At 67.2% G+C, this 23,633-nt stretch carries 23 protein-coding genes; 12 read left to right on the top strand and 11 right to left on the bottom strand.

The window, feature by feature from the left end:
- The first annotated feature begins 1 nt into the window (after position 1).
- The 8 genes from B5V46_RS11620 (at position 2) to cysE (ending at position 8,540) form a co-directional block, all read left to right on the top strand.
- Positions 2 to 670 carry a phage tail tape measure protein gene (locus B5V46_RS11620; RefSeq protein ID WP_080616754.1) on the top strand — a complete coding sequence of 223 codons (669 nt, stop codon included), beginning with the start codon at positions 2 to 4 and terminating at the stop codon, positions 668 to 670.
- A gap of 15 nt (positions 671 to 685) precedes the next feature.
- Positions 686 to 1,318, top strand: a complete 633-nt coding sequence (locus B5V46_RS11615) for a DUF2460 domain-containing protein (RefSeq protein ID WP_080616753.1) — start codon at positions 686 to 688, stop codon at positions 1,316 to 1,318.
- Positions 1,318 to 2,205 carry a DUF2163 domain-containing protein gene (locus B5V46_RS11610; RefSeq protein WP_080616752.1) on the top strand — a complete coding sequence of 296 codons (888 nt, stop codon included), beginning with the start codon at positions 1,318 to 1,320 and terminating at the stop codon, positions 2,203 to 2,205. Before B5V46_RS11615 ends, B5V46_RS11610 begins: the two co-directional genes overlap by 1 nt.
- Positions 2,202 to 2,645, top strand: a complete 444-nt coding sequence (locus B5V46_RS11605) for an NlpC/P60 family protein (protein ID WP_080616751.1) — start codon at positions 2,202 to 2,204, stop codon at positions 2,643 to 2,645. Before B5V46_RS11610 ends, B5V46_RS11605 begins: the two co-directional genes overlap by 4 nt.
- A 3-nt stretch (positions 2,646 to 2,648) precedes the next feature.
- The gene (locus tag B5V46_RS11600; RefSeq protein ID WP_080616750.1) at positions 2,649 to 6,548 is read left to right on the top strand and encodes a glycoside hydrolase/phage tail family protein; all 3,900 of its coding nucleotides are present in this window, start codon (positions 2,649 to 2,651) and stop codon (positions 6,546 to 6,548) included.
- Positions 6,541 to 7,254: a DUF2793 domain-containing protein gene (locus B5V46_RS11595; RefSeq protein WP_080616749.1), complete on the top strand. Its 714-nt coding sequence runs from the start codon at positions 6,541 to 6,543 to the stop codon at positions 7,252 to 7,254. The genes B5V46_RS11600 and B5V46_RS11595 overlap by 8 nt, the downstream gene beginning before the upstream one ends.
- An 8-nt stretch (positions 7,255 to 7,262) precedes the next feature.
- Complete coding sequence (locus tag B5V46_RS11590) at positions 7,263 to 7,574, top strand: hypothetical protein (protein ID WP_196774236.1); 312 nt, start codon at positions 7,263 to 7,265, stop codon at positions 7,572 to 7,574.
- A gap of 150 nt (positions 7,575 to 7,724) precedes the next feature.
- On the top strand, positions 7,725 to 8,540 hold the full coding sequence (gene cysE / locus B5V46_RS11585) for a serine O-acetyltransferase (RefSeq protein WP_080616748.1): 816 nt from the start codon (positions 7,725 to 7,727) through the stop codon (positions 8,538 to 8,540).
- A gap of 73 nt (positions 8,541 to 8,613) precedes the next feature.
- On the opposite strand, the gene B5V46_RS11580 is transcribed toward cysE, so the two are convergent.
- From B5V46_RS11580 to pgk, 5 genes are all read right to left on the bottom strand, one after another.
- Positions 8,614 to 9,927: a pyruvate dehydrogenase complex dihydrolipoamide acetyltransferase gene (locus B5V46_RS11580; RefSeq protein ID WP_080616747.1), complete on the bottom strand. Its 1,314-nt coding sequence runs from the start codon at positions 9,925 to 9,927 to the stop codon at positions 8,614 to 8,616.
- A gap of 12 nt (positions 9,928 to 9,939) precedes the next feature.
- A complete protein-coding gene (locus tag B5V46_RS11575) occupies positions 9,940 to 11,316 on the bottom strand; it encodes a pyruvate dehydrogenase complex E1 component subunit beta (RefSeq protein ID WP_080616746.1) in 1,377 nt (458 codons plus the stop codon).
- A gap of 15 nt (positions 11,317 to 11,331) precedes the next feature.
- A complete protein-coding gene (gene pdhA, locus B5V46_RS11570) occupies positions 11,332 to 12,342 on the bottom strand; it encodes a pyruvate dehydrogenase (acetyl-transferring) E1 component subunit alpha (protein WP_080616745.1) in 1,011 nt (336 codons plus the stop codon).
- 132 nt (positions 12,343 to 12,474) lie between these two features.
- Complete coding sequence (locus B5V46_RS11565) at positions 12,475 to 12,777, bottom strand: septum formation initiator family protein (RefSeq protein WP_080616744.1); 303 nt, start codon at positions 12,775 to 12,777, stop codon at positions 12,475 to 12,477.
- 207 nt (positions 12,778 to 12,984) lie between these two features.
- The gene (gene pgk / locus B5V46_RS11560; protein WP_080616743.1) at positions 12,985 to 14,175 is read right to left on the bottom strand and encodes a phosphoglycerate kinase; all 1,191 of its coding nucleotides are present in this window, start codon (positions 14,173 to 14,175) and stop codon (positions 12,985 to 12,987) included.
- 146 nt (positions 14,176 to 14,321) lie between these two features.
- Between pgk and B5V46_RS11555 the strand changes: the two genes are divergently transcribed.
- Together B5V46_RS11555 and B5V46_RS11550 are read left to right on the top strand one after the other, a co-directional pair.
- Complete coding sequence (locus tag B5V46_RS11555) at positions 14,322 to 14,828, top strand: peptidylprolyl isomerase (RefSeq protein ID WP_080616742.1); 507 nt, start codon at positions 14,322 to 14,324, stop codon at positions 14,826 to 14,828.
- The gene (locus tag B5V46_RS11550) at positions 14,821 to 15,372 is read left to right on the top strand and encodes a peptidylprolyl isomerase (RefSeq protein ID WP_080616741.1); all 552 of its coding nucleotides are present in this window, start codon (positions 14,821 to 14,823) and stop codon (positions 15,370 to 15,372) included. The genes B5V46_RS11555 and B5V46_RS11550 overlap by 8 nt, the downstream gene beginning before the upstream one ends.
- Before the next feature lie 141 nt (positions 15,373 to 15,513).
- On the opposite strand, the gene tyrS is transcribed toward B5V46_RS11550, so the two are convergent.
- Entirely contained in the window at positions 15,514 to 16,767 is a 1,254-nt protein-coding gene (tyrS, locus tag B5V46_RS11545; protein ID WP_080616740.1) for a tyrosine--tRNA ligase, read from the bottom strand.
- A 66-nt stretch (positions 16,768 to 16,833) separates the two neighbouring features.
- On the opposite strand from tyrS, the gene B5V46_RS11540 reads away from it, so the two are divergent.
- Positions 16,834 to 17,943, top strand: a complete 1,110-nt coding sequence (locus B5V46_RS11540) for an anhydro-N-acetylmuramic acid kinase (protein ID WP_080616739.1) — start codon at positions 16,834 to 16,836, stop codon at positions 17,941 to 17,943.
- A 6-nt stretch (positions 17,944 to 17,949) separates the two neighbouring features.
- Here the strand turns inward: B5V46_RS11540 and B5V46_RS11535 are convergent, their stop codons facing one another.
- A complete protein-coding gene (locus tag B5V46_RS11535; RefSeq protein ID WP_080616738.1) occupies positions 17,950 to 18,378 on the bottom strand; it encodes a cupin domain-containing protein in 429 nt (142 codons plus the stop codon).
- 345 nt (positions 18,379 to 18,723) lie between these two features.
- Here B5V46_RS11535 and B5V46_RS19815 point away from each other — a divergent pair, with 345 nt between their 5' ends.
- Complete coding sequence (locus B5V46_RS19815; protein WP_155774035.1) at positions 18,724 to 18,897, top strand: hypothetical protein; 174 nt, start codon at positions 18,724 to 18,726, stop codon at positions 18,895 to 18,897.
- Between the two features lie 178 nt (positions 18,898 to 19,075).
- Here the strand turns inward: B5V46_RS19815 and eno are convergent, their stop codons facing one another.
- The 4 genes from eno to B5V46_RS11515 all read right to left on the bottom strand — a co-directional run bounded on the left by eno (position 19,076) and on the right by B5V46_RS11515 (position 23,622).
- Positions 19,076 to 20,353, bottom strand: a complete 1,278-nt coding sequence (gene eno / locus B5V46_RS11530) for a phosphopyruvate hydratase (protein WP_080616737.1) — start codon at positions 20,351 to 20,353, stop codon at positions 19,076 to 19,078.
- A gap of 47 nt (positions 20,354 to 20,400) precedes the next feature.
- Positions 20,401 to 21,276 carry a DMT family transporter gene (locus tag B5V46_RS11525; protein ID WP_080616736.1) on the bottom strand — a complete coding sequence of 292 codons (876 nt, stop codon included), beginning with the start codon at positions 21,274 to 21,276 and terminating at the stop codon, positions 20,401 to 20,403.
- A gap of 103 nt (positions 21,277 to 21,379) precedes the next feature.
- Positions 21,380 to 22,354: a CorA family divalent cation transporter gene (locus B5V46_RS11520; RefSeq protein ID WP_080616735.1), complete on the bottom strand. Its 975-nt coding sequence runs from the start codon at positions 22,352 to 22,354 to the stop codon at positions 21,380 to 21,382.
- Positions 22,351 to 23,622, bottom strand: coding sequence for a sodium:proton antiporter (locus B5V46_RS11515; protein WP_080616734.1), 1,272 nt, complete (start codon positions 23,620 to 23,622; stop codon positions 22,351 to 22,353). The genes B5V46_RS11520 and B5V46_RS11515 overlap by 4 nt, the downstream gene beginning before the upstream one ends.
- Between the last annotated feature and the right edge of the window lie 11 nt (positions 23,623 to 23,633).

Below are 23,633 nucleotides of genomic sequence, written 5' to 3'. Positions count from 1 at the left end.
CATGGCAGAGGCTGAGGACATCGAGACATTCGAGGCGCAACTGGAGGCGCTGGAGACGACCCTGGGGGGGGCGAGCGGGACCGCGGCGGCCTTCGAGCTGGGACTTCTGCGGATGCGGGACACGCTGACGCTGACCAATCGCGAGGTGGGGTCGCTGTCGAATGCCATCGGGCGCGGCCTGAGGGGGGCTTTCGACGGGTTGGTCTTCGATGGGATGAAACTCTCGGACGCGCTGAAATCGGTCGCCAATTCGGTGGCCAACGCGACCTATGCCGCAGCCGTGAAGCCGGTGCAGGGGCAGCTGAGCGGGTTGATTGCGAGCGGGATCGAGGGGCTGATGGGCGCCGCCTTGCCCTTTGCCAGGGGGGCGAGCTTCTCGCAGGGGCGAGTCGTTCCCTTTGCCTCCGGGGGCATCGTGGCGCAGGCAACGTATTTTCCGATGCGGGGCGCGACCGGGCTGATGGGCGAGGCCGGGCCCGAGGCGATCCTGCCGCTGTCGCGCGGCGCCGATGGCCGCCTTGGCGTGCGGTCGGACAGCGGCGGCCCGGCGCGGCCGATCCAGATCGTCATGAACATCAACACGCCGGACGTGCAGGGGTTTGCGCGCAGTCAGAGCCAGATCGCGGCCGAGATGAGTCGCCTGCTCTCGCGCGCCCAGCGCAACAGGTGAGGGAGGAAACCGCCTATGGCATTTCACGAAGTCCGTTTCCCGGCCAATCTCAGCTTCGGCTCGGTGGGGGGGCCCGAGCGCCGGACCGAGATCGTCACCCTCGCCAACGGCTTCGAGGAGCGCAACACCCCCTGGGAGCATGCCCGACGACGCTATGATGCCGGGGTCGCAATGAGTTCGCTCGACGATGTCGAGCAGCTGATCGCCTTCTTCGAGGCGCGGCGCGGCCAGCTTTACGGGTTCCGCTGGAAGGACTGGTCGGATTACAAGTCCTGCCGCCCCTCGGCCGATGTCGCACCGGGCGATCAGGTGATCGGTTCGGGCGATGGCGCCACGGTCCGGTTCCAGCTTCGGAAAACCTATGCCTCGGGCGGGCAGTCCTATGTGCGGCCGATCGCAAAGCCGGTCGCGGGCACGGTTCGGCTGGCCCAGGACGGGATCGAGCTGTTCGCGCCGGCCGATTACATGATCGACCTCGCCTCCGGTCTGGTGACGCTGGCCGAGGCGCCGCCTGTGGGAGCGGTCGTTACCGCAGGGTTCGAATTCGATGTGCCGGTGCGCTTCGATACCGATCGGATCCAAAGCTCGGTCGAGAGCTTCCGGGCAGGCGAAGTGCCCTCGGTTCCTGTGGTGGAGCTGCGGATCTGATGGCGCTGTCGGGGACATTTCTGGCGCATCTGGAAAGCGGTGCGACAACGCTTGCCCGGGCTTGGGCGCTGGTCCGGCGGGACGGCGTCGTGCTGGGATTCACCGATCACGACCGCGATCTTGTCTTTGGCGGGATCACCTTCCGCGCCGATACCGGCATGACGGCGCGGGCGCTGAGCCAGACCACCGGGCTTTCCGTCGACAATTCGGCTGCGGTTTCGGCGCTGAGTTCGGAGGCGATCACCGAGGAGGATATCTCGGCCGGACGCTATGACGGCGCGGGGTTGAGGATCTGGCTGGTGAACTGGCGCGAGCCCGAACAGCACGCGCTGATCTTCACCGGGACGCTGGGCGAGATGACCCGGACGGCCGGGGCCTTCGAGGCCGAGCTGCGCGGTCTGGCCGAGGGGCTGAACCAGCCGCAGGGGCAGATCTATCAGGTGCCCTGCGGTGCGGTTCTGGGCGATGGGGCCTGTCGTTTCGACACCGGGCAGGAGGGCTTCTCGACCGTCCTGGCTGCGGTGTCGGTGACCGGGCATCGGGCGTTCCGTTTCGAGGGGCTGTCCGGCTTTGCGGCGCATTGGTTCGAGCAGGGCCGGCTTGAGGTGGTGTCGGGCCCCGCGGCCGGGCTTGCGGGTGCGATCAAGGGCGATCGCGAGGAGAATGGGCTTCGGGTGATCGAGCTCTGGTCCGAGATCCGGGGCCCGGTCGGCGCGGGGGACACTCTGCGGCTGATCGCGGGCTGCGACCGGCGGGCCGAGACCTGCCGCAGCAAGTTCGACAATTTCCTGAATTTCAGAGGGTTTCCGGATATCCCGGGCGAGGATTGGCTGATGAGCTATCCGACCCGTGCCGGTGTGAACGACGGGGGAAGTCTGAAGTCATGATCAGTATGGGAGAGCGGGCCGCCGCCGAGGCGCGGCGCTGGATCGGAACGCCGTATCGGCATCAGGGCACGGTGCGGGGCGCCGGGGCCGATTGTCTGGGCCTGTTGCGCGGCGTCTGGCGCGCGCTTTACGGCGGCGAGCCGGAAGAGGTGCCGCCCTATACGCCGGACTGGTCCGAGCCTCAGGGCGAGGAGGTCCTGTGGCGGGCGGCGAGGCGGCATCTTCTCGTCCGACCGCTGGAGGAGGCCGCCGAGGGCGATGTCATCCTGTTCCGGATGCGCGACGACACGGTGGCCAAGCATCTCGGCCTGCAGGGGCGGGTGTTCGAGATGCCCAGCTTCATTCACGCCTATTCCGGCCGCGGCGTCGTCGAAAGCTCGCTCTCCGCGCCCTGGGCGCGGCGGATCGTTGCCCGGTTCGCCTTCCCGGAAAGGATCTGATCCATGGCGACAATCGTATTGTCGGCGGCCGGCGCAGCGGCCGGTTCGGCGCTGGGCGGCTCGGTGCTGGGGCTGTCGAGCGCGGTCCTTGGCCGGGCGGTCGGTGCGACGCTGGGGCGGGTGATCGATCAGCAGTTGCTGGGCAGCGGATCGCAGGCGGTCGAGACCGGCAAGGTCGAGCGGTTTCGCCTGACCGGGGCAAGCGAGGGGGCGGCGCTGGGGCGGCTCTGGGGGCGGGCGCGGGTCGCGGGGCAGGTGATCTGGGCCTCGCGCTTTCGCGAGACGGTCAGCACGCGTGGTGGCGGCAAGGGGGCGCCCAGCAAGCCCAAGGTCAAGGAATACAGCTATTCGGTGAGCCTGGGCATCGCGCTTTGCGAAGGTCGGATCGCCCGGGTCGGCCGGATCTGGGCGGACGGGACCGAGATCGAGCCGCAATCTCTGACGATGCGGGTTTATGACGGGGCGGAGGACCAGCTGCCCGATGCCTTGATCGAGGCGGTCGAAGGAGAGGGGCGTGCTCCGGCCTATCGCGGGACGGCCTATGTCGTGATCGAGGACATGGAGCTGGCCCGGTTCGGCAACCGGGTGCCGCAGCTGACCTTCGAGGTGGTGCGCCGCGCCGCCGGTGCGGTTGACGATCTGCCCGGGCTGGTGCGGGGCATGGCTCTGATCCCGGGCACGGGTGAATACGCATTGGCGACGACGCCGGTTCATTTCTCCTACGGGCCCGGGCAGGCCGCTTCGGTCAATGTCAACACCCCCAGCGGCAAGACCGACATTGCGACATCTCTCGACATGCTGCAGGGCGAATTGCCGAATGTCGGCTCGGTTTCTCTGGTGGTGAGCTGGTTTGCCTCGGATCTGCGGGCGCCGGTGGCGCGGCCCAGGCCCAAGGTCGAGCAGACTGAATTCGACGGCCGGCCGATGCCCTGGCGGGTCGCGGGGCTGAGCCGGAGCATGGCCGAAGTCGTGCCTCATGTCGACGGCAAGCCGGTCTATGGCGGTACGCCGGCCGATGCCAGTGTCGTCGAAGCGATCCGGGCGCTGCGTCAGCGCGGGCAGGAGGCGGTCTTCTACCCGTTCATTCTGATGGACCAGCTTGCGGGCAACTCCCTGATCGATCCCTATACCGGGGCGGCGGGGCAGCCGCCCTTGCCCTGGCGCGGTCGCATCACGCTGAATTTCGCGCCGAGCCACGCCTTCACGACCGATGGCAGCCGGTTTGCCGAGGATGAGGTGGCGCTGTTCTTCGGGGCCGCGCGGCCGGAGGATTTCGCGGTTTCCGGACAGGGCATTCTGTATTCGGGACCGGAGGAGTGGAGCTATCGCCGCTTCATCCTGCATTACGCCCATCTGTGTGCTCTGGCGGGCGGGGTCTCTGCCTTTTGCATCGGCTCGGAGCTGCGCGGGCTGACGACGATCCGGGGCGCGGAGGGGCGGTTTCCGGCGGTGGACGCGCTGCGCGCGCTGGCGGCGGATGTGCGCGAGATCGTCGGCCCGTCCTGCCAGATCGGCTATGCGGCCGACTGGAGCGAATATTTCGGTTTTCATCCCGAAGACGGGACAGGCGATGTGCTGTTCCATCTCGATCCGCTCTGGGCCGATCCTGCGATCGATTTCGTCGGGATCGACAATTACATGCCGCTGTCGGACTGGCGCGATGGCGATGAGCATGCCGATGCCGGTTGGGGAACGATCTACGATCAGGACTATCTGCGCTCGAATATCGAGGGCGGAGAAGGGTTCGACTGGTATTACGCCTCGCAGGCGGCGCGCGATGCACAGATCCGCAGCCCGATCTCCGATGGGGCTTATGGCGAGCCCTGGGTCTGGCGCTACAAGGATCTCCGGAGCTGGTGGCAGAATGCCCATCACGACCGGATCGACGGGGTGCGCAGCGCGGAGCCGACCGCCTGGGTGCCGCAATCGAAGCCGATCTGGTTCACCGAGCTCGGCTGCCCGGCCGTCGACAAGGGCACCAATGCGCCCAACCTCTTCAGCGATCCGAAATCTTCGGAGAACGCGTTGCCGCCCTATTCGACCGGCGCACGCGACGACCTGATCCAGCATCAGTATCTGCGGGCGATGCTGGGCTATTGGGCCGATCCCGCGATCAATCCGGTCTCGGCGCTTTACGGAGCGCCGATGGTCGACATGTCCCGCGCCCATGTCTGGGCATGGGATGCCCGGCCCTATCCGCAGTTTCCGGGCAATCATGCGCTCTGGTCGGATGGCGCCAATTACGGCCGGGGCCACTGGCTGAATGGGCGCGCCTCGGCTCAGTCGCTGGATGCGGTGATCCGCGAGATCTGCACCGGGGCGGGCGTTGCCGATCCGGATGTCTCTGGTGTCTATGGTCTGGTGCGGGGCTATGTCATCGGCGATCTCGCCGGGGCGCGGGCGGCGCTGCAGCCCTTGATGCTGGCCTATGGCATCGAGGCGGCCGAACGCGACGGGCGGATCACCTTCTTCAACCGCGACGGCCGGGAGGGTGTGGTCATCGATGCCGCCGATCTGGCCCGGACCGGCGAGCTGGCGGGCGATATCGAACACAGCCGGACGCCCGATGCGGAAACTGCCGGGCGGGTGCGGTTGTCCTTCATCGAGGCCGATGGCGCCTATGAGACCCGTGCCGCGGAGGCGATCTTTCCAGACGAGCCCAGCCGGACGGTCTCGGCCAGCGAGTTGCCGCTGGTGCTGACCGGTGCCGAGGGGCAGGCCATCGTCGAACGCTGGCTTGCCGAATCGCGTGTCGCACGCGACCGGGTGCAGCTGGCGTTGCCGTTGTCATCGCTGTCGGTGGGGGCGGGCGATGTCATGCATCTGTCCTCCGGCGATTACCGGATCGACCGGGTCGATCTCGGGGAGGCGCGCCGGATCGAGGCGGTGCGGGTCGAGCGCGGGCTGTATCTGCCGCCCCGCATAGAGGATCGGGGCGTGGTCCAGGCCGCTTTCGCAGCACCGGTGCCGGTCCATGCCCTGTTCATGGATCTGCCGCTTCTGACCGGAGACGAGGTGCCGCATGCGCCCTATCTGGCGGCAGCTGCGGTGCCCTGGCCCGGAAGCGTCGATCTTTACGCGGCGGTCGAGGATGCGGGGTATAGCCTGAACACCACGCTGGAGCGCCCGGCCGTGATCGGGGTTGCCGAGACCCCGCTTCATGCGGCGGCGCCGGGACGTTGGGACCGGGGACCCGCCTTGCGGGTGAAAATTGCCTCGGGAACCCTGTCCTCGGTCGGGGAGGCCGAGCTGCTGGCGGGCGCAAATCTGGCGGCCATAGGAACGGGCGATGCCGCGGGTTGGGAGCTGTTCCAGTTTGCCGAAGCAGAGCTCGTCGCGCCCGGGACCTACGAGTTGCGGCGGCGGCTCAGGGGGCAGGCGGGAACCGAGGCCCACATGCCGGAGCTCTGGCCGGTCGGCAGCACGGTCGTCCTGATCGATGCGCGCCTGTCGCAGATCGCCCTGCCTGCCTCGGCCCGGGGGCTTGCGCGGCATTACCGTTTCGGGCCGGGGACGCAGGCCTATGACGATCCGAGCTACAGCCATGCAAAGCTGGCTTTCGACGGGATCGGGCTTCGACCTTATGCGCCTTGCCATCTCGGGGCACGGAGGCAGTCTGGGGGCGATCTGACGCTGAGCTGGATGCGCCGCACGCGGCTCGACGGCGACAGCTGGGCATCGGTCGAGGTGCCGCTTGGCGAGGCGCGCGAGCTTTATGTGCTGCGGGTCATGACCCTTGCCGGGGACGAATTGCGGGCCGAGTCCGTGACCGTGCCCGGCTGGACCTACACGGCGGCCATGCAGGCGGCGGATGGGGCCGTCGTCCCCTTCGCCGTCGAGGTTGCACAACTGTCCGATCAGTTCGGACCCGGACCTTATCGGAGGATCGAGATCGATGGCTAACACCGCGAATCTGTCCCTGCCGCTGCTGCAGGCAGCACAGGCGCAGAAGCATGTCACCGTGAACGAGGCGTTGATCCGCCTCGATGCGCTGGTTCAGCTTCGGTTGCAGAGCCTGACAGTGGTTGCGCCGCCGCCGGGGGCGGCCGACGGGCTGGCCTGGGGCGTCCCGGCCGGAGCGGCGGGCGAGTGGGAAGGGCAGGACGGTCGGATCGCGCTCCGGGACAATGGCGGCTGGGTCTTCCTGGCGCCCCTGACCGGCTGGCGCGCCTTCGTGGTGGATGCGGGCGCCGATATGCGCTGGACCGGCGGGGGCTGGGACGCGGTCGGCGGCGCCCTCGCGCCTTCGGGGGCAGGCATCGCCTTTCGGGTGCTTGAATTCGACCATCCGGTGGTGGCGGGCGGGGCGCAGAATACAGCGGTTGTCATTCCGTCGCATGCAACCGTGTTCGGTGTGACCGGACGGGTGATCGAGGAGATCACCGGCACGCTGAGCAGCTGGCGGCTCGGGGCGGACGGATCTGACAACCGCTTCGGCTCGGGGCTGGGGCTTGGCCTCAATTCCTATGTGCTGGGCGTGCTTGGCAGGCCGCTCACCGGTTATGCGCCGATGCCGCTGAGGCTGAGCCCGGATGGGGGCAGCTTTACCGGTGGTCTGGTGCGTCTTGCGGTCCATTACACCGAGCTTTCCCTTCCGGCCAGTGTCTGAGGTCGCGGATGCGCCCTGTTCTTCATGGCGATGCGGTGGCGGCGGCACGGGCGCTTTACCGCCTGCCCGCAGCCGAACGCGGACGGATGATCGGGGCGCTGCTGATGCAGGCCGAGGCGGCAGATGCCTATCGCAAGCGGTTCGGACGGGGGCATCCCGATTGGGGAAACGGATCGCTGATGGCGTTGGCCGAGAATTGGGAGCTGCCGCCGGAGCCATCCCTGGACGACGCTGAATACTGCCGCTGTCTGGCGCAGGTTTTCGGTGCGCTGGCGGCCTGGCGTGACGGCAAGCGGGGGGCGGTTTCGTCGCGATGCTGATCCGTCGCTGGCGCGCGAGCGGAAGGATGGGGAGGGCTGCGCCATGCCGCCGCGGCACGAGGACACTCACGTCTTTGCGCGCGATGGGCTTGATCTTGGAAGGCGGGGCGGTTCTGCTGTAAGCTGGGGCGGAAACGAAGAGGAACGTTCATGCCCGAGATCAAGCCGCGCCTCGCCGAACTCGACCCGGTCTGGAAGCGGATCTGCGCCGAGGCCGAGGAGGCTGTGAGCGCCGAACCGTTGCTGGGCGGGCTCATGCATTCCAGCCTTTTGCATCATGCGGGCTTCGAGGATGCGCTGGCCTACCGATTCGCGATGAAGCTGTCTTCGGGCGAGATGTCCGAGCAGCTTCTGCGGGAGATCGCCGATCAGGCCTATGCCGACGAGCCGGCGCTGGGCCGGGCCGCGCGGATCGATCTGACCGCGGTTCATGACCGCGATCCGGCCTGTCATCGCTACATTCAGCCCATCCTGTTCTTCAAGGGCTATCAGGCGCTGCAGGCCTACCGGGTCGGACACTGGCTCTGGCGGCAGGGCCGTCACGACATGGCCTATCTGGTGCAGATGCGGGTTTCGGAGGCCTTCGGCGTCGATATTCACCCGGCCGCCCGGATGGGGCAGGGTATCATGATCGACCATGCCCATTCCATCGTGATCGGGGAAACCGCCATTGTCGGTGACAATGTCTCGATGCTGCATTCGGTCACGCTGGGCGGGACCGGCAAGGACGATGGCGACCGCCATCCGAAGATCGGCGATGGCGTACTCATCGGGGCGGGGGCCAAGGTCCTTGGCAATATCCATGTCGGTCATTGCTCGCGGATCGCGGCGGGGTCGGTCGTGCTGTCGGATGTGCCGCCCTGTTCGACCGTGGCGGGGGTGCCCGCGAAGATCGTCGGCGAGGCGGGCTGCGATCAGCCCTCGGTCATGATGGATCACCGGCTGGGCGGTTGCGACGGGGATTGAACCCGACCTTCGGACAGGAAAAAGGCCCGGCGGTTCTGCCGGGCCTTTTCTTTCCGGTATCGGCGGGGGCCGCTCAGGCCAGCATGGCCAGCGGGTTTTCGAGATTGTCCCGGATCGCCTGCAGCAGCTCGGCACCGAGCGCGCCGTCGATCACCCGGTGATCGACGCTGAGCGTGACCGACATTACGGTCGCGACCTCGATCTCTCCGGCATCGTTGACGACGGGCTTCTTCACCCCCGCGCCGATGGCAAGGATGGCACCATGCGGCGGGTTGATCACCGCATCGAAATTATCGATGCCGTACATTCCGAGATTGGAGATCGCGAAGCTTCCGCCCTGATATTCCTGCGGCGCGAGCTTGCGGTCGCGTGCGCGGGTGGCCAGATCCTTCATCTCTTTCGACAGCTGGCTGAGCGACTTGGTCTCGGCATCCTTCAGGACGGGGGTGAAGAGCCCGCCCTCGATGGCGACGGCGACCGCCACATCGGAGGGCTTGAGCTGCAGGATGCGGTCGCCGGCCCAGACCGCATTGGCCTTGGGCACCTGCTGGAGCGCCAGCGCGCAGGCCTTGATGATGAAGTCGTTGACCGAAAGCTTGACGCCCCGGGCGCCGAGCTGGGCATTGAGCGTGCTGCGGAACTCGAGCAGCGCGTCGAGCCGGATGTCGCGGCGCAGGTAGAAGTGCGGGATGGTCTGCTTGGCCTCGGTCAGGCGGGCGGCGATGGTCTTGCGCATGCCGTCGAGGGTGACGACCTCGTGCTCGCGGGTCTCGTAGATCTTCGCGACGGCATCGGCCGAGGCGCCTGCGGGCATCGTGGCAGCCGCGCTGGCCTCCGGGGCGGCCGCAGCTTGAGATGCCCTGGGTTGGGCGCCGGCCTTCTCGACATCGGCGCGGACGATCCGGCCGCGCGGGCCCGAGCCTTCGATGGCAGTCAGGTCGAGCCCTTTCTCGGCCGCGATCCGGCGCGCAAGCGGTGAGGCGAAGACGCGTTCGCCATGGTCGTTGCTGGGGGCAGGCGGGGCGGCGGCCGGCGCGGAGCCCCCTTCGGGGGCCGCCTTGCCGCCCGCGTCGGCCCGTGGGGCCTCCGGGGAGGGTGCCGACGCGGGCGCCTTCGCGGCGCTGTCGATGTCGTCGGCGCTTTCGCCTTCCTCGAGCAGGACGGCAATGGGAGTGTTGACCTTGACCCCTTCGGTGCCGGCCTCGATCAGGATCTTTCCGACCGTGCCTTCATCGACGGCTTCGAATTCCATCGTCGCCTTGTCGGTCTCGATCTCGGCCAGAAGGTCGCCCGCCGAGACGGTATCGCCCTCCTTGACCAGCCATTTTGCCAGCGTGCCTTCCTCCATCGTCGGAGAGAGGGCGGGCATCAGGATTTCCGTTGCCATGTCTGTCTCTCCTCAGCGATAGGTTACGGCGCGGGCGGCTTCGACGACCTCTTTCGTGGTCACCAGCGCCAGCTTTTCCAGGTTTGCCGCATAGGGCATGGGCACGTCCTTGCCGGTGCAGTTGATGACCGGCGCGTCGAGCCAGTCGAAGGCCTCCTGCATCAGCACGGCCGAGATGTGGTTGCCGATCGAGCAGACCGGGAAGCCTTCCTCGACGGTGACGCAGCGATTGGTTTTCTTCACGCTTTCGATCACGGTGGCGGTGTCGAGCGGGCGCAATGTGCGCAGGTCGATCACCTCGGCCTCGATCCCCTCCTTGGCCAGTACATCTGCGGCCTCGAGCGTATGGGTCATGCCGATGCCGAAGCTCACCAGCGTCACGTCCTTGCCCTCGCGCCAGATCCGGGCCTTGCCGAAGGGGATGGTGAAATCATCCAGGACCGGGACATCGAAGCTCCGCCCGTAGAGGATCTCGTTCTCGAGGAAGATTACCGGGTTCGGATCGCGGATCGCGGTCTTGAGCAGACCCTTGGCATCGGCGGCCGAATAGGGCTGGACCACCTTGAGGCCGGGGATATGCGCGTACCAGGCGGCATAGTCCTGGCTGTGCTGGGCGGCAACGCGGGCGGCGGCACCGTTGGGGCCGCGGAAGACGATGGGACAGCCCATCTGGCCGCCCGACATGTAAAGCGTCTTGGCGGCCGAGTTGATGATCTGGTCCATCGCCTGCATCGCGAAGTTGAAGGTCATGAACTCGACGATGGGGCGCAGCCCGCCGAAGCCGGCGCCGACGCCGAGACCGGCAAAGCCGTGTTCGGTGATCGGGGTGTCGATCACCCGCTTCGAGCCGAACTCGTCCAGCAGGCCCTGGCTGATCTTGTAGGCGCCCTGATATTCGGCGACTTCCTCGCCCATCAGGAAGACATCCCCGTCCCGGCGCATCTCTTCGGCCATGGCGTCGCGCAGCGCCTCGCGCACGGTGGTCGATTTCATCTTCGTGCCCGAAGGGATCTCGGGCTCTGCCACCGGGGCTTTCGGCGCGGCCGGGGCGGAGGGAGCGGAGCCTCCGTCGGAGGCCGCCTTGCCCGCCGCGTCGGCTGCAGGCGCGGCCTCCTGCGCGGCCTTCGCGGCCGCGTCGGCATCTTCGCCCTCCTCGATCAGCACGGCGATGGGGGTATTGACCTTCACCCCCTCGGTGCCCGCCGCGATCAGGATCTTGCCCATGATCCCTTCATCGACGGCCTCGAATTCCATCGTCGCCTTGTCGGTCTCGATCTCGGCGAGGATGTCCCCCGCCGAGACGGTATCGCCTTCCTTGACCAGCCATTTCGCCAGCGTGCCTTCCTCCATCGTCGGAGAGAGGGCGGGCATCAGGATTTCCGTTGCCATGTCTGTCTCTCCTCCTCAGGCGTTCTGCGGCGCCGTTTCGGCATAGATGTCGGTATAGAGCTCGTCGAGCGGGGGCTCCGGGCTTTCCTTGGCGAATTCGGCGGCCTCGTTGACCACAGCCTTGATTTCCTTGTCGATTTCCTTGAGCTCGTCCTCGGTCGCGTGCTTGCCCTGCAGGATCAGCTCGCGCACATTCTCGATCGCGTCGCGCTCTTCGCGGACCTTCTGGACCTCCTCGCGCGAGCGGTACTTGGCCGGGTCCGACATCGAATGGCCGCGGTAGCGATAGGTCATGACCTCGAGGATATAGGGGCCCTTGCCGGCGCGGCAGTGGGCCACCGCCTTCTCGCCCGCAGCTTTGACAGCGAGCACATCCATGCCGTCGACGGATTCGCCCGCAATGCCGAAGGCTGCGCCGCGTTCCCAGAAATCCGGGCTTTTGGTCGAGCGCTTGACCGAAGTGCCCATCGCATATTGGTTGTTCTCGATCACGAAGATCACCGGCAGGTCCCAGAGCTGCGCCATGTTGTAGGTCTCGGCGACCTGACCCTGGTTCGCGGCGCCGTCGCCGAAATAGGTGAAGGTCACCCGGCCATTGCCCTTGTACTTGTCCGAGAAGGCCAGGCCCGCGCCGATCGGCACCTGGGCGCCGACGATCCCGTGGCCGCCATAGAAATGGCGCTCCTTCGAGAACATGTGCATCGACCCGCCCTTGCCCTTTGAATAGCCGTCCTGACGACCGGTCAGCTCGGCCATCACGCCTTTCGGGTCCATCCCGCAGGCCAGCATATGGCCATGGTCGCGGTACGAGGTCACGCGCTTGTCGCCTTCTTCGGCTGCGGCCTCGAGCCCGACGACGACGGCCTCCTGGCCGATATAGAGGTGGCAGAACCCTCCGATCAGTCCCATGCCGTAAAGCTGCCCCGCCTTTTCCTCGAAACGCCGGATCAGCAGCATTTCGCGGTAATAGGTCAGAAGCTCTTCCTTGGAGATGTTCGGTTTTGCGGGCGGTTTTCGCGGTGCCATCTGGCGGCGCCTCCCATGTATGGAAGATGGTTTAACGTTAAACCAAAATATATCAGAGCGGTTCTAGAAATGCGAGGGCTTTTTCCCGGCCGGTTGGGGGCTGGCGGACACAGAGAGGATCTGGGGGAGGGCTCAGCGGACGACGATTTCGTCGGCACGGATCAGGCCCAGCACGCTGCGGGCGCGCTCGTCGAGCAGGTCGAGGTCGAGATAGCCATCGGACAGCCGATGCGTCTTGTTCGACACGGCCTCGAGCTCGGCTTCGAGCTCGGCCTTGCGCGCCTCGAGCCTGGCGGCGTCCGCTTCGATCTGAATTCGGCGGAACAACCCGTAATCCCCCTGCACGGCGGCGAAGGTGAAATACATCGCCAGCGAGAAGCTTACACCGATATAGACAAGCGCCCCCCAGGCGGGGCGCAGACGCGTCGTGGCCATGACCCTGCCCCTGCTGGCCGCGCCCCATGCGCGGCTCGCGGCAGTCTAGGGCAACCGATTCGTGTTGGAAATCGAAATCTCGAAACGCACCGGTCACAAAAACAGGGCCCGCGGCAACGGGGCTGCGCATGGCGCACGGCAGAGACACGATAATGCATGCGCGGCCCGGACCGATCCGGTGCGCGCATGCAGGTTCAGGCGTTCAGCTCAGTCTTCCAGTGCCGCGACGCCGGGCAGGGTCTTGCCTTCCATCCATTCGAGGAAGGCGCCGCCCGCGGTCGAGATGTAGCTGAACTTTTCCGCCGCGCCCGCGCCGTTCAGCGCCGCGACGGTATCGCCCCCGCCCGCGACAGAGACCAGCTGTCCGGCCTCGGTCAGCTCGGCGGCCTTCCTAGCGGCCGCATTGGTGGCGGCATCGAACGGGTCGATCTCGAAGGCGCCGAGCGGGCCGTTCCAGATCAGCGTCTTGCACTTGGCGAAGACCTCCTCGATCAGCTCGACCGATTGCGGCCCGGCATCGAGGATCATCGCATCCGAAGGGCAGGCATCGGCCGGAACGGTCTCGTTCACCGCGCCGGCGCGGAATTCGCGCGCCACCACGACATCGACCGGCAGCACGATCTGACAGCCCGCCGTGTCGGCCTTGTCCTTGATGTCGCGCGCGGTGCCGGTCATGTCATGCTCGCAGAGCGATTTGCCGACATTGATGTCCTGGGCGGCAAGGAAGGTATTGGCCATGCCGCCGCCGATCACCAGGTAATCGACCTTGCTGACGAGATTGCCCAGCAGATCGAGCTTGGTCGAGACCTTGGCGCCCCCGACCACCGCGACCAGCGGGCGGGCCGGATTGCCGAGCGCGCCTTCGAGCGCGGTCAGTTCGGCCTCCATCAGACGGCCCGCACAGGAGGGCAGCAGCTTGGCGATGCCCTCGGTCGAGGCATGGGCCCGGTGCGCGGCGGAGAAGGCGTCGTTCACGTAGATGTCACCGAGCGCGGCCATGGCGGCGGCCAGCGCCGGGTCGTTCTTCTCTTCGCCCTCGTGGAAACGGGTGTTTTCCAGCAGCAGGATATCGCCTTCGCTGAGCGCGGCGACGGCCTGTTTCGCGGGCAGGCCGATGCAGTCATCTGCAAAGATCACGCCGCGGCCGAACGCCTCTTCCAGCGCGGGCAGGGTGATCTTGAGGCTCATCTCGGGCACGATCTTGCCCTTGGGGCGACCGAAATGCGCCAGCAGCACCGGTTTGCCGCCCGCCTCGAGGATATCCTCCACCGTCGGCTTGATCCGTTCGATCCGGGTCGCGTCGGTCACCCGGCCATCCTCGACCGGTACGTTGATGTCCACACGCACCAGGACCACCTTGCCGGCAAGGTCCATGTCGTCGAGGGTTTTCCAAGCCATGCATTGTACTCCCGAAGGGCTCACGTTGGCGTTAATTCGCCCGAAGTGTCGGAAAGGTCAATGGTCGGTCCCATTCGCGCCCCTTTTCATCGCCTTTCCGCCGCACTAGTGTCTCGGCCCGACAGAGATCCCAGGAGGAACCGGCCATGGCCGAGATCAAGGACCCCGAGAACACCATCATCATGGAGCTGAAGGGGGGCCACGTCACCATCGCGCTTCTGCCCGAGGTCGCCCCCAAGCATGTCGAGCGCATGAAGACGCTCGCCCGGGCCGGAGCCTATGACAATGTGGTGTTTCATCGCGTGATCGAGGGCTTCATGGCCCAGACCGGCGATGTGGAACACGGCAATGCCGAGAAGGACTACAACCCCCGCCGTGCCGGGACCGGCGGCTCCGATCTGCCCGACCTGCCGGCCGAATTCTCCAAGCTGCCGCATGATCGGGGCACCCTCGGCGCGGCGCGCTCCGCGAATCCGAACTCGGCCAATTCGCAGTTCTTCATCAACTTCGCCGACAACCATTTCCTCAACGGCCAGTACACCGTCTATGGCCGCGTGATCGAGGGCATGGAACATGTCGACGCCATTGTCCGGGGCGAGCCGCCGGCCGATCCCGACCGCATGATCCGCGTCAAGGTGGCGGCCGATGCCTAAGCTGCTTGTCGCGTTGCTCTGCACGCTGGCGGGGCCGGCGCTGGCGACCGGGCTCGATATCGAGATCGCGGGCGAGGGCGCGAATGGCACCGTTCATGTCGAGCTGATGGAGGATGTGGCCCCCGGCCATGTCCAGCGCATCACCGAGCTCGCCCGCGAGGGCGCCTATGACGATGTCGTCTTTCACCGGGTGATCGAGGGCTTCATGGCCCAGACCGGCGATGTCGAATTCGGCAAGTTCGGCATGGACATGCGCCGCGCCGGCACCGGTGGATCGGACCGTCCCGATCTCAAGGCCGAATTCTCGGACAAGAGCTTCGATCGCGGCGTGGTCGGCATGGCGCGTTCGGCCAGTCCCGACTCGGCCAATTCGCAGTTCTTCATCATGTTCGCCCCGGCGCCGCATCTGAACGGCCAGTACACGGTCGTCGGTCGCGTGACCGAGGGCATGGACGTGGTCGATGCGATCAAGCGTGGCTCGGGCCGGAACGGCGAGGTGATGGGCCAGCCCGACCGCATGGTCAAGGTCAGCGTCACCGACTGAGGCGCAGTGCCAGGAGATGAAATCGGGCGGGGCCATCTGGCCTCGCCCTTTTTCATGCCCCGAGGGGCGTTCAGGGGGCTGAAGACGAAGGCGCCGCGCGGGTTTCCCGGCGCGGCGCGTCCTTTCGCTTTGCCGCTGGGCTCAGCCGTCCAGCCGCACCAAGGCGTGGCGCTTCTTGCCCGCCGACAGCTTGATCGGCTCGGCCAGCATCTCGGCATCGACCATCAGCCCGGCATCGGTCAACGGCGCATCGTTCAGCCGCGCACCGCCTTCGGAAATCAGCCGCTTGGCCTCCTTGCCCGATTTGGCAAGCCCGGCCCGTGTGATGAGCTGCACCACCGAGATGCCGTCGGCCAATTCGCCGGCGCTCAGGGCGACGGTCGGCAGATCTTCGCCCGTCCCGCCTTTCTCGAACACCTCGCGTGCGGTGGCTTCGGCGGCCTCGGCCGCCGCGCGGCCATGGGCCAGCGCCGTCACCTCGTTGGCGAGCACGATCTTGGCGTCGTTGATTTCCGATCCCGCCAACGCGCCCAGACGGTCGCATTCATCGACGGGCAGCTCGGTATAGAGCTTGAGGAACCGGCCGACATCGGCATCGGTGGTGTTGCGCCAGAACTGCCAGAATTCGTAGGGGCTCAGCATGTCGCCGTTCAGCCAGATCGCGCCCGACTGGCTTTTGCCCATCTTGCGGCCATCCGAGGTGGTCAGAAGCGGCGAGGTCAGCCCGTAGACATCATTCTCGAGAATGCGGCGGGTCAGGTCGATGCCGTTGACGATATTGCCCCACTGATCCGAGCCGCCCATCTGCAGCCGGCAGCCATATCTCCGGTTCAGTTCGAGGAAGTCATAGGCCTGCAGGATCATGTAGTTGAATTCGAGAAAGCTCAGCGACTGTTCGCGGTCGAGCCGCGACTTCACGGATTCGAAGCTCAGCATCCGGTTGACCGAGAAATGCCGCCCGATATCGCGCAGGAAGTCCAGGTAGTTGAGCCCGTCCAGCCATTCGGCATTGTTCAGCATCAGGGCGCCGGTCGGGCCATCGCCATAGTCGAGATATTTGGCGAAGACGTCTTTCAGCCCGGCGATATTGGCGTCGATCTTCTCGGGCGTCAGCAGCGGGCGTTCATCCGAGCGGAACGAGGGATCGCCCACCTTGGTGGTGCCGCCGCCCATCAGCGTGATCGGCCGGTGGCCGGTCTTCTGCAGCCAGCGCAGCATCATGATGTTGAGCAGATGCCCGACATGCAGCGACGCCGCAGTGGCGTCATAGCCGATATAGGTCGTGACCACCCCCGTCGACAGAGCCTCGTCCAGGCCCTGATAATCGGTGCAGTCGGCCAGAAAGCCGCGCTCGATCATCACGCGCAGGAAGTCCGATTTCGGGTGGTAGGTCATTGCCTCTTGTCCCTTGGGTTCACGTTCCGCCGTGATATATCGGCGGCAGGCAGTGAGGGAAAGACCATGATGCAGATCGGTCCGGTGCGGGCGCTGGGAACCATGTCGGGCACCTCGCTCGACGGGGTCGACGCGGCGGTCGTGACGACTGATGGCGATGCGATCCTCGGTTTCGGCGACACCGCCTACCGGCCCTACGCCGAGGCCGAGCGCAGGGTGATCGCGGCGGCGCTGGGGCGCTGGCCCGGCGATGCCGGCGTGGCCGAGGCTGCGGGCGTGGTCGAGGCCGCCCATGTCGAAGCTTTGGCGGGCTTCGGTGGTGTCGATCTGGCGGGCTTTCACGGCCAGACGCTCGCCCACGATCCCGACGGGGTGCAGGGGCAGGGCGCGCGCACCCATCAGGCGGGCGATGGTGCAGCGCTGGCGCAGCGGCTGGGGTTGCCGGTGGTCTGGGATTTCCGCAGCAGGGATGTGGCCGAAGGCGGGCAGGGCGCGCCGCTGGCCCCGGTCTTTCACTTCGCCTGCGCGCGCTGGGCCGGGCTGACAGAGCCGGTCGCCTTCCTGAACCTCGGCGGTGTGGGCAATCTGACCTGGCTCGACCCGCGCAAGCCGGACCCGGGCGCGCCCGGCGCGCTCCTGGCCTTTGATACCGGCCCGGCCAATGCGCCGCTGAACGATCTGCTTGGCGCCCGGCTGGGTCTGCCCTTCGACAGGGACGGCGCGCTGGCCGGCGCGGGGCAGCCCGACGAGGCTGTGCTGCAGGCCTTCCTGGCTCATCCCTATTTCGACCGCCTGCCGCCCAAGTCGCTCGACCGCGACGATTTCGCGGGGCTTCAGGCGCGGGTGGCGGATCTGCCCGATGCGGATGCCGCCGCGACCCTGACGGCGGCGGCGGCCGTTTCCGTGGCGGTGGCGCTGGATCACTGCCCGTCGCGGCCCGCGCGCCTTCTGGTGACGGGGGGCGGGCGGCGGAACCCGGTGCTGATGGCGATGCTGGCCGGGCGCATGGGTATCGCGGCAGTGCCGGTCGAAGAGCTGGGGCTTGATGGCGACATGCTGGAGGCGCAGGCCTTCGCCTACCTGGCGGTCCGGGTGGCGCGCGGGCTGCCGACCTCGTTTCCCGCGACGACCGGCGTTTCCGCGCCGGTCTGGGGCGGGCGGATCTCGCAGCCCTGAGGAGGTTCAGGCCCGCGGGATGTCGAACCCCTGCGGCGCCATCTCGAATCCCTCGAAGCGAAAGCCCGGGCTGACCGTGCAGCTTACCAGCGTCCAGGCGCCGAGCGGCCGCGCGGCCTGCCACCGGCCTGCGGGCACCACCGCCTGCGGCCGCGCGCCGGCCGCGAGATCGGGCCCGAGCACGAGATCCCGGGCAGGGCCTGCGGCGGTCTCGGCAAGGCTCAGCTCAAGCGGATCGCCGGCGTGATACAGCCAGATCTCGTCTGCATCGACCCGGTGCCAGTGGCTGCGCTGGCCCTTTGTCAGCAGGTAATAGATGGCGGTGCCTGAGGGCCGGTCGCCAGGCCCGGCCGGGGCAATCCAGGTTTCGCGGTACCAGCCGCCCTCGGGATGGGGCGTCAGGCCGAGGGGTGCGATGATCCCTTCGGCAGTCATGGGCCGAGCCTACCCCCGCGCCCGGCTTGCGGAAAGCGGTTTTGCGGCCCGGAGCGGTGGCGGCGCCCCGAGATGGGCCCTCTGGGGAAAGGGCCCTGCAGAAAGCGCCCCGAGAAGGCGCAACGCGATGCATCCAGGGGGGTCGGCCATCCCTTGCCGGAGCGGCGGGGTAAGGACGCGAGAGCCGATGAAACCCGACGCGAAAGGTGATATGGAACGTCCCGTCACGACACGGGAAAACGCGCGGAACCGTCTCCGCAAGCTGCATTTTCGGGAACGGCGATCCAGGACCGGATCGGCGGCGTTTTCCTGTTGTCGCCATGCAAGGGGATTCAGAGGACAAGCATGACCAAGAAAGATGACGCGCCCACTCAGCGCGAGACATTGTCGAGCGACGATATTGTGTCGCGAATACTGGGGTTTACCCTGTTCTGCATGGGGTTTTCCCGTGCACCTGCCGACCAGGTCGCGGCTGGCTTGACGACGAAGGGCAACCCACTGCCGACGGCAAGGCCTTGATCGACGCCCTGATGAGCCGCGATTCGGCCTATGGCGTCTACAAGATGGTATACTGATGTAGACAGTGCCCTGCAAGCCCGTTCTGCGACCGCAGGTCGCGGGGCGGCAGGAAAAAGGCGCGTGCCCCGAAGGGCCGCGCCTTTGCCGTTTCTATTGCCGTTTCCGGGGGCCGCGAGGCTCAGCCGCGCAGGATCGAGCTCCCGGCATATTCCGCGGTCTCGCCCAGCATCTCCTCGATGCGGATCAACTGGTTGTATTTTGCCAGCCGGTCCGAGCGCGACAGCGAGCCGGTCTTGATCTGGCCGCAATTGGTGGCGACCGCCAGATCGGCAATGGTCGCGTCCTCGGTCTCGCCCGAGCGGTGCGACATCACGTTGGTGTAGCGGGCGCGATGGGCCATATCGACGGCGTTGAGCGTCTCGGTCAGCGAGCCGATCTGGTTGACCTTGACCAGCATCGAGTTGGCGACCCCGGCCTTGATGCCATCCGCGAGCCGTTTCGGGTTGGTCACGAAGAGATCGTCGCCCACCAGCTGCACCTTGCTGCCCAGCGCGTCGGTCAGCAGCTTCCAGCCGTCCCAGTCATCCTCGGCGCACCCGTCCTCGATCGAGATGATCGGGTAGTCGGCACAAAGCTTGGCCAGGTAGTCCACATTCTCGGCGGCGCTCAGGCTGAGGCCCTCGCCCTTCATCTCGTATTTGCCATTCTCGAAATATTCGGTCGAGGCGCAGTCGAGCGCGAGATGGATGTCGTGGCCCGGCTTGTAGCCCGCCTTCTCGATGCTCTTCAGGATGAAGTCGAGCGCGTCGCGGGTCGAGCTGAGCGCGGGCGCGAAGCCGCCCTCGTCGCCGATGGCGGTGTTGTGCCCGGCGGCGGCCAGTTCCTTCTTGAGGGTGTGGAAGACTTCCGAGCCCATGCGCACGGCGTCGCGGATCGTCTCCGCGCTGACCGGCATGATCATGAATTCCTGGATGTCGATCGGGTTGTCGGCATGCTCGCCGCCATTGATGATGTTCATCATCGGCACCGGCAGCACGCGGGCCGAGGTGCCGCCGACATAGCGGTAAAGCGGCTGGGCGGTGAAATCGGCGGCGGCCTTGGCGACGGCCAGCGACACGCCGAGAATGGCATTGGCGCCGAGGCGGCCCTTGTTCTCGGTGCCGTCGAGCTCGATCATGGTGCCGTCGATGGCGACCTGCTCGGTCGCGTCGAAGCCCACCAGCGCCTCGGCGATCTCGCCGTTCACGGCGGCGACGGCGTCCAGCACCCCCTTGCCCATGTAGCGCGCCTTGTCGCCATCGCGGCGTTCGACGGCCTCATGGGCGCCGGTCGAGGCGCCCGAGGGCACGGCGGCGCGGCCCATGGTGCCGTCCTCGAGGATCACGTCGACCTCGACGGTGGGGTTGCCGCGGCTGTCGAGGATCTCGCGGCCGATGATGTCGATGATGGTGCTCATGGGGGGGCAGTCCCTTTCTAATGCACGATGAAAACTCGGGCCGAGTTCTAGCGTCCGGCGCGGCGGAGGGAAAGGGCGCGTTCGCGCCAGAGGGTATAGAGCCCCGAGGCGATGATCACGGCCGCCCCGATCAGGGTCATGGTGTCGGGGCGCTCGTCGAAGGCCGCCATGGCGATGACTAGGGCGAAGATCAGCCGGGTATAGCGGAACGGCGTCACCACCGCGACATCGCCGACCCGCATGCCCTCGACGATGGCGTAATAGCCCGCGACCCCCATCACCAGGGCGCCGAACAGCGAGATGGCATCGCCGCGGTCGATCGCCACCGGCCCCTGCCCGAGCGCCATCATCACCAGCCCCACGGGCACCAGCATGAAAAAGCCATAGGCCGAAAGCTGGAGCGAGCCCACATTGCGCGGCGTGGCCCGGGTCGCGAGATCGCGCAGCGCCAGCCCGAAGACCGCGATCACGGCGAAGATCGAGGCCGGCTCGAAACCGTCAAGCCCGGGGCGCACGACGATGAGAACGCCGAGAAAACCGACCGAGATCGCGGTCCAGCGCCGCCAGCCGACCTGTGCCCCCATGAACAGCGCGGCCCCCAGCGTGACCGCCAGCGGGGTGGCCTGCAGGATCGCCGAGGCCGAGGCCAGCGGCGTCAGCGCGATGGCGGTGACATAGCAGAGCGTGCCGACGATCTCGCCGGAGTTGCGCAACAGGACCGGGCGGCTCAGGAGCGCCCGCGACCAGAGCCGCTGGCCGCGCCGGAGCGCCATCAGGGTGAAGATGGTTCCGCCGCCCAGGCCCAGAAGCGTGAGGATCTGCCCGATCGGCAGCGTCACGGCCACCTTCTTGACGAACATGTCCTCAAGGGCAAACGCGGCCATCGCCGCGACCATCAGCATGATGCCGCGCATGTTGTCCATTTTCAGGCGTCCTCAGGAAAGGGTGTCGGCTCCGATTATCGGGCCGGGGCGTGAGAGGGAAGTGAAATCGCCGTGTGTGCGCGCCGCCGGGCGCGGGCCGGGCTCACAACCAGCGCAGCAGGCGGAACAGCGCCAGCAGCCCCAGCGCCAGGACGACATTGGCCGCCGAGAGCAGCGCGAAGGCCCAGGGGTTGGCGATGCCCGGCATGCCCGCGACATTCACCCCGAACAGCCCGGTCAGGAAGCCGAGCGGCAGGAAGATCGCCGCCACCACCGACAGCACATATCCGTTGCGCGCCATCAGCATGCCGCGCCGGCCTTCCAGATGGTCATGCAGCGCGATCAGTCGTGCCGTCACCGCGTCGAGTTCCTCGACCGTGCGGGCGGCCCGGTTCGCGCTTTCGCCCAGAAGGATGCGCGCCTCGGCATCGATCAGCCCGTTCGGGTTGTCCGACAGGCGGCCCAGCGCCTCGCGCTGTGGTCCGGCATGGCGGCGCAGCCGGATCGCCCTGCGTCGGAGCGGCGCCAGGCCGATGGCCTCGTCCCCCTCCTCGCGCTCGAGGATCGCCTCTTCCAGCGCGTCGGTCAGGTCCTCGAGCTCGACCGAGACCGCCTCCAGCCGGTCGGTCAGCCCCTCGGCGATCTCGGCGAGAAAGGCGCCGGGGCTTGGCGGCGCGGAGCCGGTCTCGGCCGCGCGGCGCAGATCGTCGAGCGCGAAGACCTTGCTGCGGCGCACGCTGACCACCAGCCCGGCGCCGATCCAGAGCCGAAGCGAGACCATGTCCTCGGGTTCGGCGCCGGGATTGAGGTTGACGCCCCGCAGGTTGACGATGAGCCCGCCTTCGAGCGGGGTGCAGCGCGGCCGGGTCTCGGTCTGGACCATCGCGGCGGCCGCCACCGCGGGCAGATGCGCCTCGGTCCAGTCGGCCAGCGCCGGGTCACTCAGCGCGAAATGCAGCCAGCGCCAGGCCGCGCCCGGGCCGGGCGTGGCGGCGGGCCAGGGCTCGTCGACGGGGCGGGCGGTGCCGTCGGCGCCGATGTCGAAGGCGGCCAGCGGATGTGCGGCGGAGGCGCTCATTGCTGGATCAGTTCGGGTTCGCGGCTGAAGCGGCGGGCCAGCCTGCCCACGGTCAGCCCCTGCACGAGGATCGAGAACACCACGATGACATAGGTCGCGGTCAGGATCAGCGGGGTCCAGTCGCTTTCGGGCAGGCTCAGCGCCAGCGCGACCGAGATGCCGCCCTTGAGGCCGCCCCAGGTCATGATCGGGATGGTGCCCCGGGCAAGGCCCTGACGGCGTCCGATCAGCAGGACCGGCACCGCGACCGAGATCAGCCGGGCCAGCAATGCCAGGGCGATGGCGGCGGCCAGCGTCGCGATGCCGTCAAGCGCGAAGGCGACGGCGAAGACCTCGATGCCGATCAGCAGGAACAGCACCGCGTTGAGGATCTCGTCGATCATCTTCCAGAACGCATCGACATATTTCCGGGTCTCCTCGGACATGCCGTATTTCATGCCGACATGGCCGATCATGAGGCCCGCCACCACCGCCATGATCGGGGCCGAGACCCCGGCCGCGACCGCAAGCTCGTAGCCGCCGAAGGCCAGCGCCAGCGTGATCAGCACCTCGAGCGCGTAATCGTCGATCCGGCGCATGACGCGGAAGGTCAGCCAGCCCAGAACCCCGCCCAGAACCGCGCCGCCCACCGCCTCGCGCAGAAACAGCATCGCGGCGGCGGCGGCCGCGCTGTCACCCGGCGCCGCGCCATGGCCGCCATGGGCCGAGGGGAAGGCCAGCCCCAGAAGGATCAGGAAGACCACATAGGCCACGCCGTCATTGAACAGGCTCTCGCCCGCGATGGTGGTCTCCAGAGAGCGGCTCAGCCGTGCCTGGCGCAGCACGCCCAGCACCGCGACCGGGTCGGTCGGCGAGACGATGGCGCCGAACAGCATGGCCAGCAAAAGCGGCATTCCGGTCAGCCACGAGAAGCCGATCCCCACCACCGCAACCGAAAGCCCCACCCCGATGGTGGCCATGATGAAGACGCCCAGCGCCTGGGCGCGCAGATCCTCGATCTTCACATGCAGCGCCCCGGCAAAGAGCAGAAGCCCCAGCATGCCTTCCAGCAGCGTGTCCGAGAAGTCGATTTCCTGCACCAGGGCAGAGAGCCGCGTGCCGAGCCCCAGCCCGGGCAGCAGCGCATCGAGCGCCATTGCCGAGAGCGAGACGATCAGCGCCACCAGCAGGATGCCGATGGCCTGGGGCAGACGAAGGAGCGTGTAGTTTATGGTGCCGAAAAGCGCGGCCAGAACGATCAGAAGCGAGGCGATCTGCAAGAGCGACATGTCTTTGTCCG

Source organism: Rhodovulum sp. MB263, assembly GCF_002073975.1.
Classification (GTDB): Bacteria; Pseudomonadota; Alphaproteobacteria; order Rhodobacterales; family Rhodobacteraceae; genus Rhodovulum.
This window is presented reverse-complemented; position numbering and strand designations above follow the sequence as displayed.

What these genes read in the sequence shown, in the direction of transcription:
- B5V46_RS19815 (WP_155774035.1), top strand. Translation starts at nt 18,724, where the DNA reads ATGACCAAGAAAGATGACGCGCCCACTCAGCGCGAGACATTGTCGAGC.
- B5V46_RS11575 (WP_080616746.1), bottom strand. Translation starts at nt 11,316, where the DNA reads ATGGCAACGGAAATCCTGATGCCCGCCCTCTCTCCGACGATGGAGGAA.
- B5V46_RS11535 (WP_080616738.1), bottom strand. Translation starts at nt 18,378, where the DNA reads ATGACTGCCGAAGGGATCATCGCACCCCTCGGCCTGACGCCCCATCCC.
- B5V46_RS11620 (WP_080616754.1), top strand. Translation starts at nt 2, where the DNA reads ATGGCAGAGGCTGAGGACATCGAGACATTCGAGGCGCAACTGGAGGCG.
- B5V46_RS11525 (WP_080616736.1), bottom strand. Translation starts at nt 21,276, where the DNA reads ATGGACAACATGCGCGGCATCATGCTGATGGTCGCGGCGATGGCCGCG.
- pgk (WP_080616743.1), bottom strand. Translation starts at nt 14,175, where the DNA reads ATGGCTTGGAAAACCCTCGACGACATGGACCTTGCCGGCAAGGTGGTC.
- B5V46_RS11600 (WP_080616750.1), top strand. Translation starts at nt 2,649, where the DNA reads ATGGCGACAATCGTATTGTCGGCGGCCGGCGCAGCGGCCGGTTCGGCG.
- B5V46_RS11540 (WP_080616739.1), top strand. Translation starts at nt 16,834, where the DNA reads ATGATGCAGATCGGTCCGGTGCGGGCGCTGGGAACCATGTCGGGCACC.
- B5V46_RS11605 (WP_080616751.1), top strand. Translation starts at nt 2,202, where the DNA reads ATGATCAGTATGGGAGAGCGGGCCGCCGCCGAGGCGCGGCGCTGGATC.
- tyrS (WP_080616740.1), bottom strand. Translation starts at nt 16,767, where the DNA reads ATGACCTACCACCCGAAATCGGACTTCCTGCGCGTGATGATCGAGCGC.
- cysE (WP_080616748.1), top strand. Translation starts at nt 7,725, where the DNA reads ATGCCCGAGATCAAGCCGCGCCTCGCCGAACTCGACCCGGTCTGGAAG.
- B5V46_RS11615 (WP_080616753.1), top strand. Translation starts at nt 686, where the DNA reads ATGGCATTTCACGAAGTCCGTTTCCCGGCCAATCTCAGCTTCGGCTCG.
- pdhA (WP_080616745.1), bottom strand. Translation starts at nt 12,342, where the DNA reads ATGGCACCGCGAAAACCGCCCGCAAAACCGAACATCTCCAAGGAAGAG.
- B5V46_RS11565 (WP_080616744.1), bottom strand. Translation starts at nt 12,777, where the DNA reads ATGGCCACGACGCGTCTGCGCCCCGCCTGGGGGGCGCTTGTCTATATC.
- B5V46_RS11515 (WP_080616734.1), bottom strand. Translation starts at nt 23,622, where the DNA reads ATGTCGCTCTTGCAGATCGCCTCGCTTCTGATCGTTCTGGCCGCGCTT.
- eno (WP_080616737.1), bottom strand. Translation starts at nt 20,353, where the DNA reads ATGAGCACCATCATCGACATCATCGGCCGCGAGATCCTCGACAGCCGC.
- B5V46_RS11550 (WP_080616741.1), top strand. Translation starts at nt 14,821, where the DNA reads ATGCCTAAGCTGCTTGTCGCGTTGCTCTGCACGCTGGCGGGGCCGGCG.
- B5V46_RS11590 (WP_196774236.1), top strand. Translation starts at nt 7,263, where the DNA reads ATGCGCCCTGTTCTTCATGGCGATGCGGTGGCGGCGGCACGGGCGCTT.
- B5V46_RS11555 (WP_080616742.1), top strand. Translation starts at nt 14,322, where the DNA reads ATGGCCGAGATCAAGGACCCCGAGAACACCATCATCATGGAGCTGAAG.
- B5V46_RS11595 (WP_080616749.1), top strand. Translation starts at nt 6,541, where the DNA reads ATGGCTAACACCGCGAATCTGTCCCTGCCGCTGCTGCAGGCAGCACAG.
- B5V46_RS11610 (WP_080616752.1), top strand. Translation starts at nt 1,318, where the DNA reads ATGGCGCTGTCGGGGACATTTCTGGCGCATCTGGAAAGCGGTGCGACA.
- B5V46_RS11580 (WP_080616747.1), bottom strand. Translation starts at nt 9,927, where the DNA reads ATGGCAACGGAAATCCTGATGCCCGCCCTCTCTCCGACGATGGAGGAA.
- B5V46_RS11520 (WP_080616735.1), bottom strand. Translation starts at nt 22,354, where the DNA reads ATGAGCGCCTCCGCCGCACATCCGCTGGCCGCCTTCGACATCGGCGCC.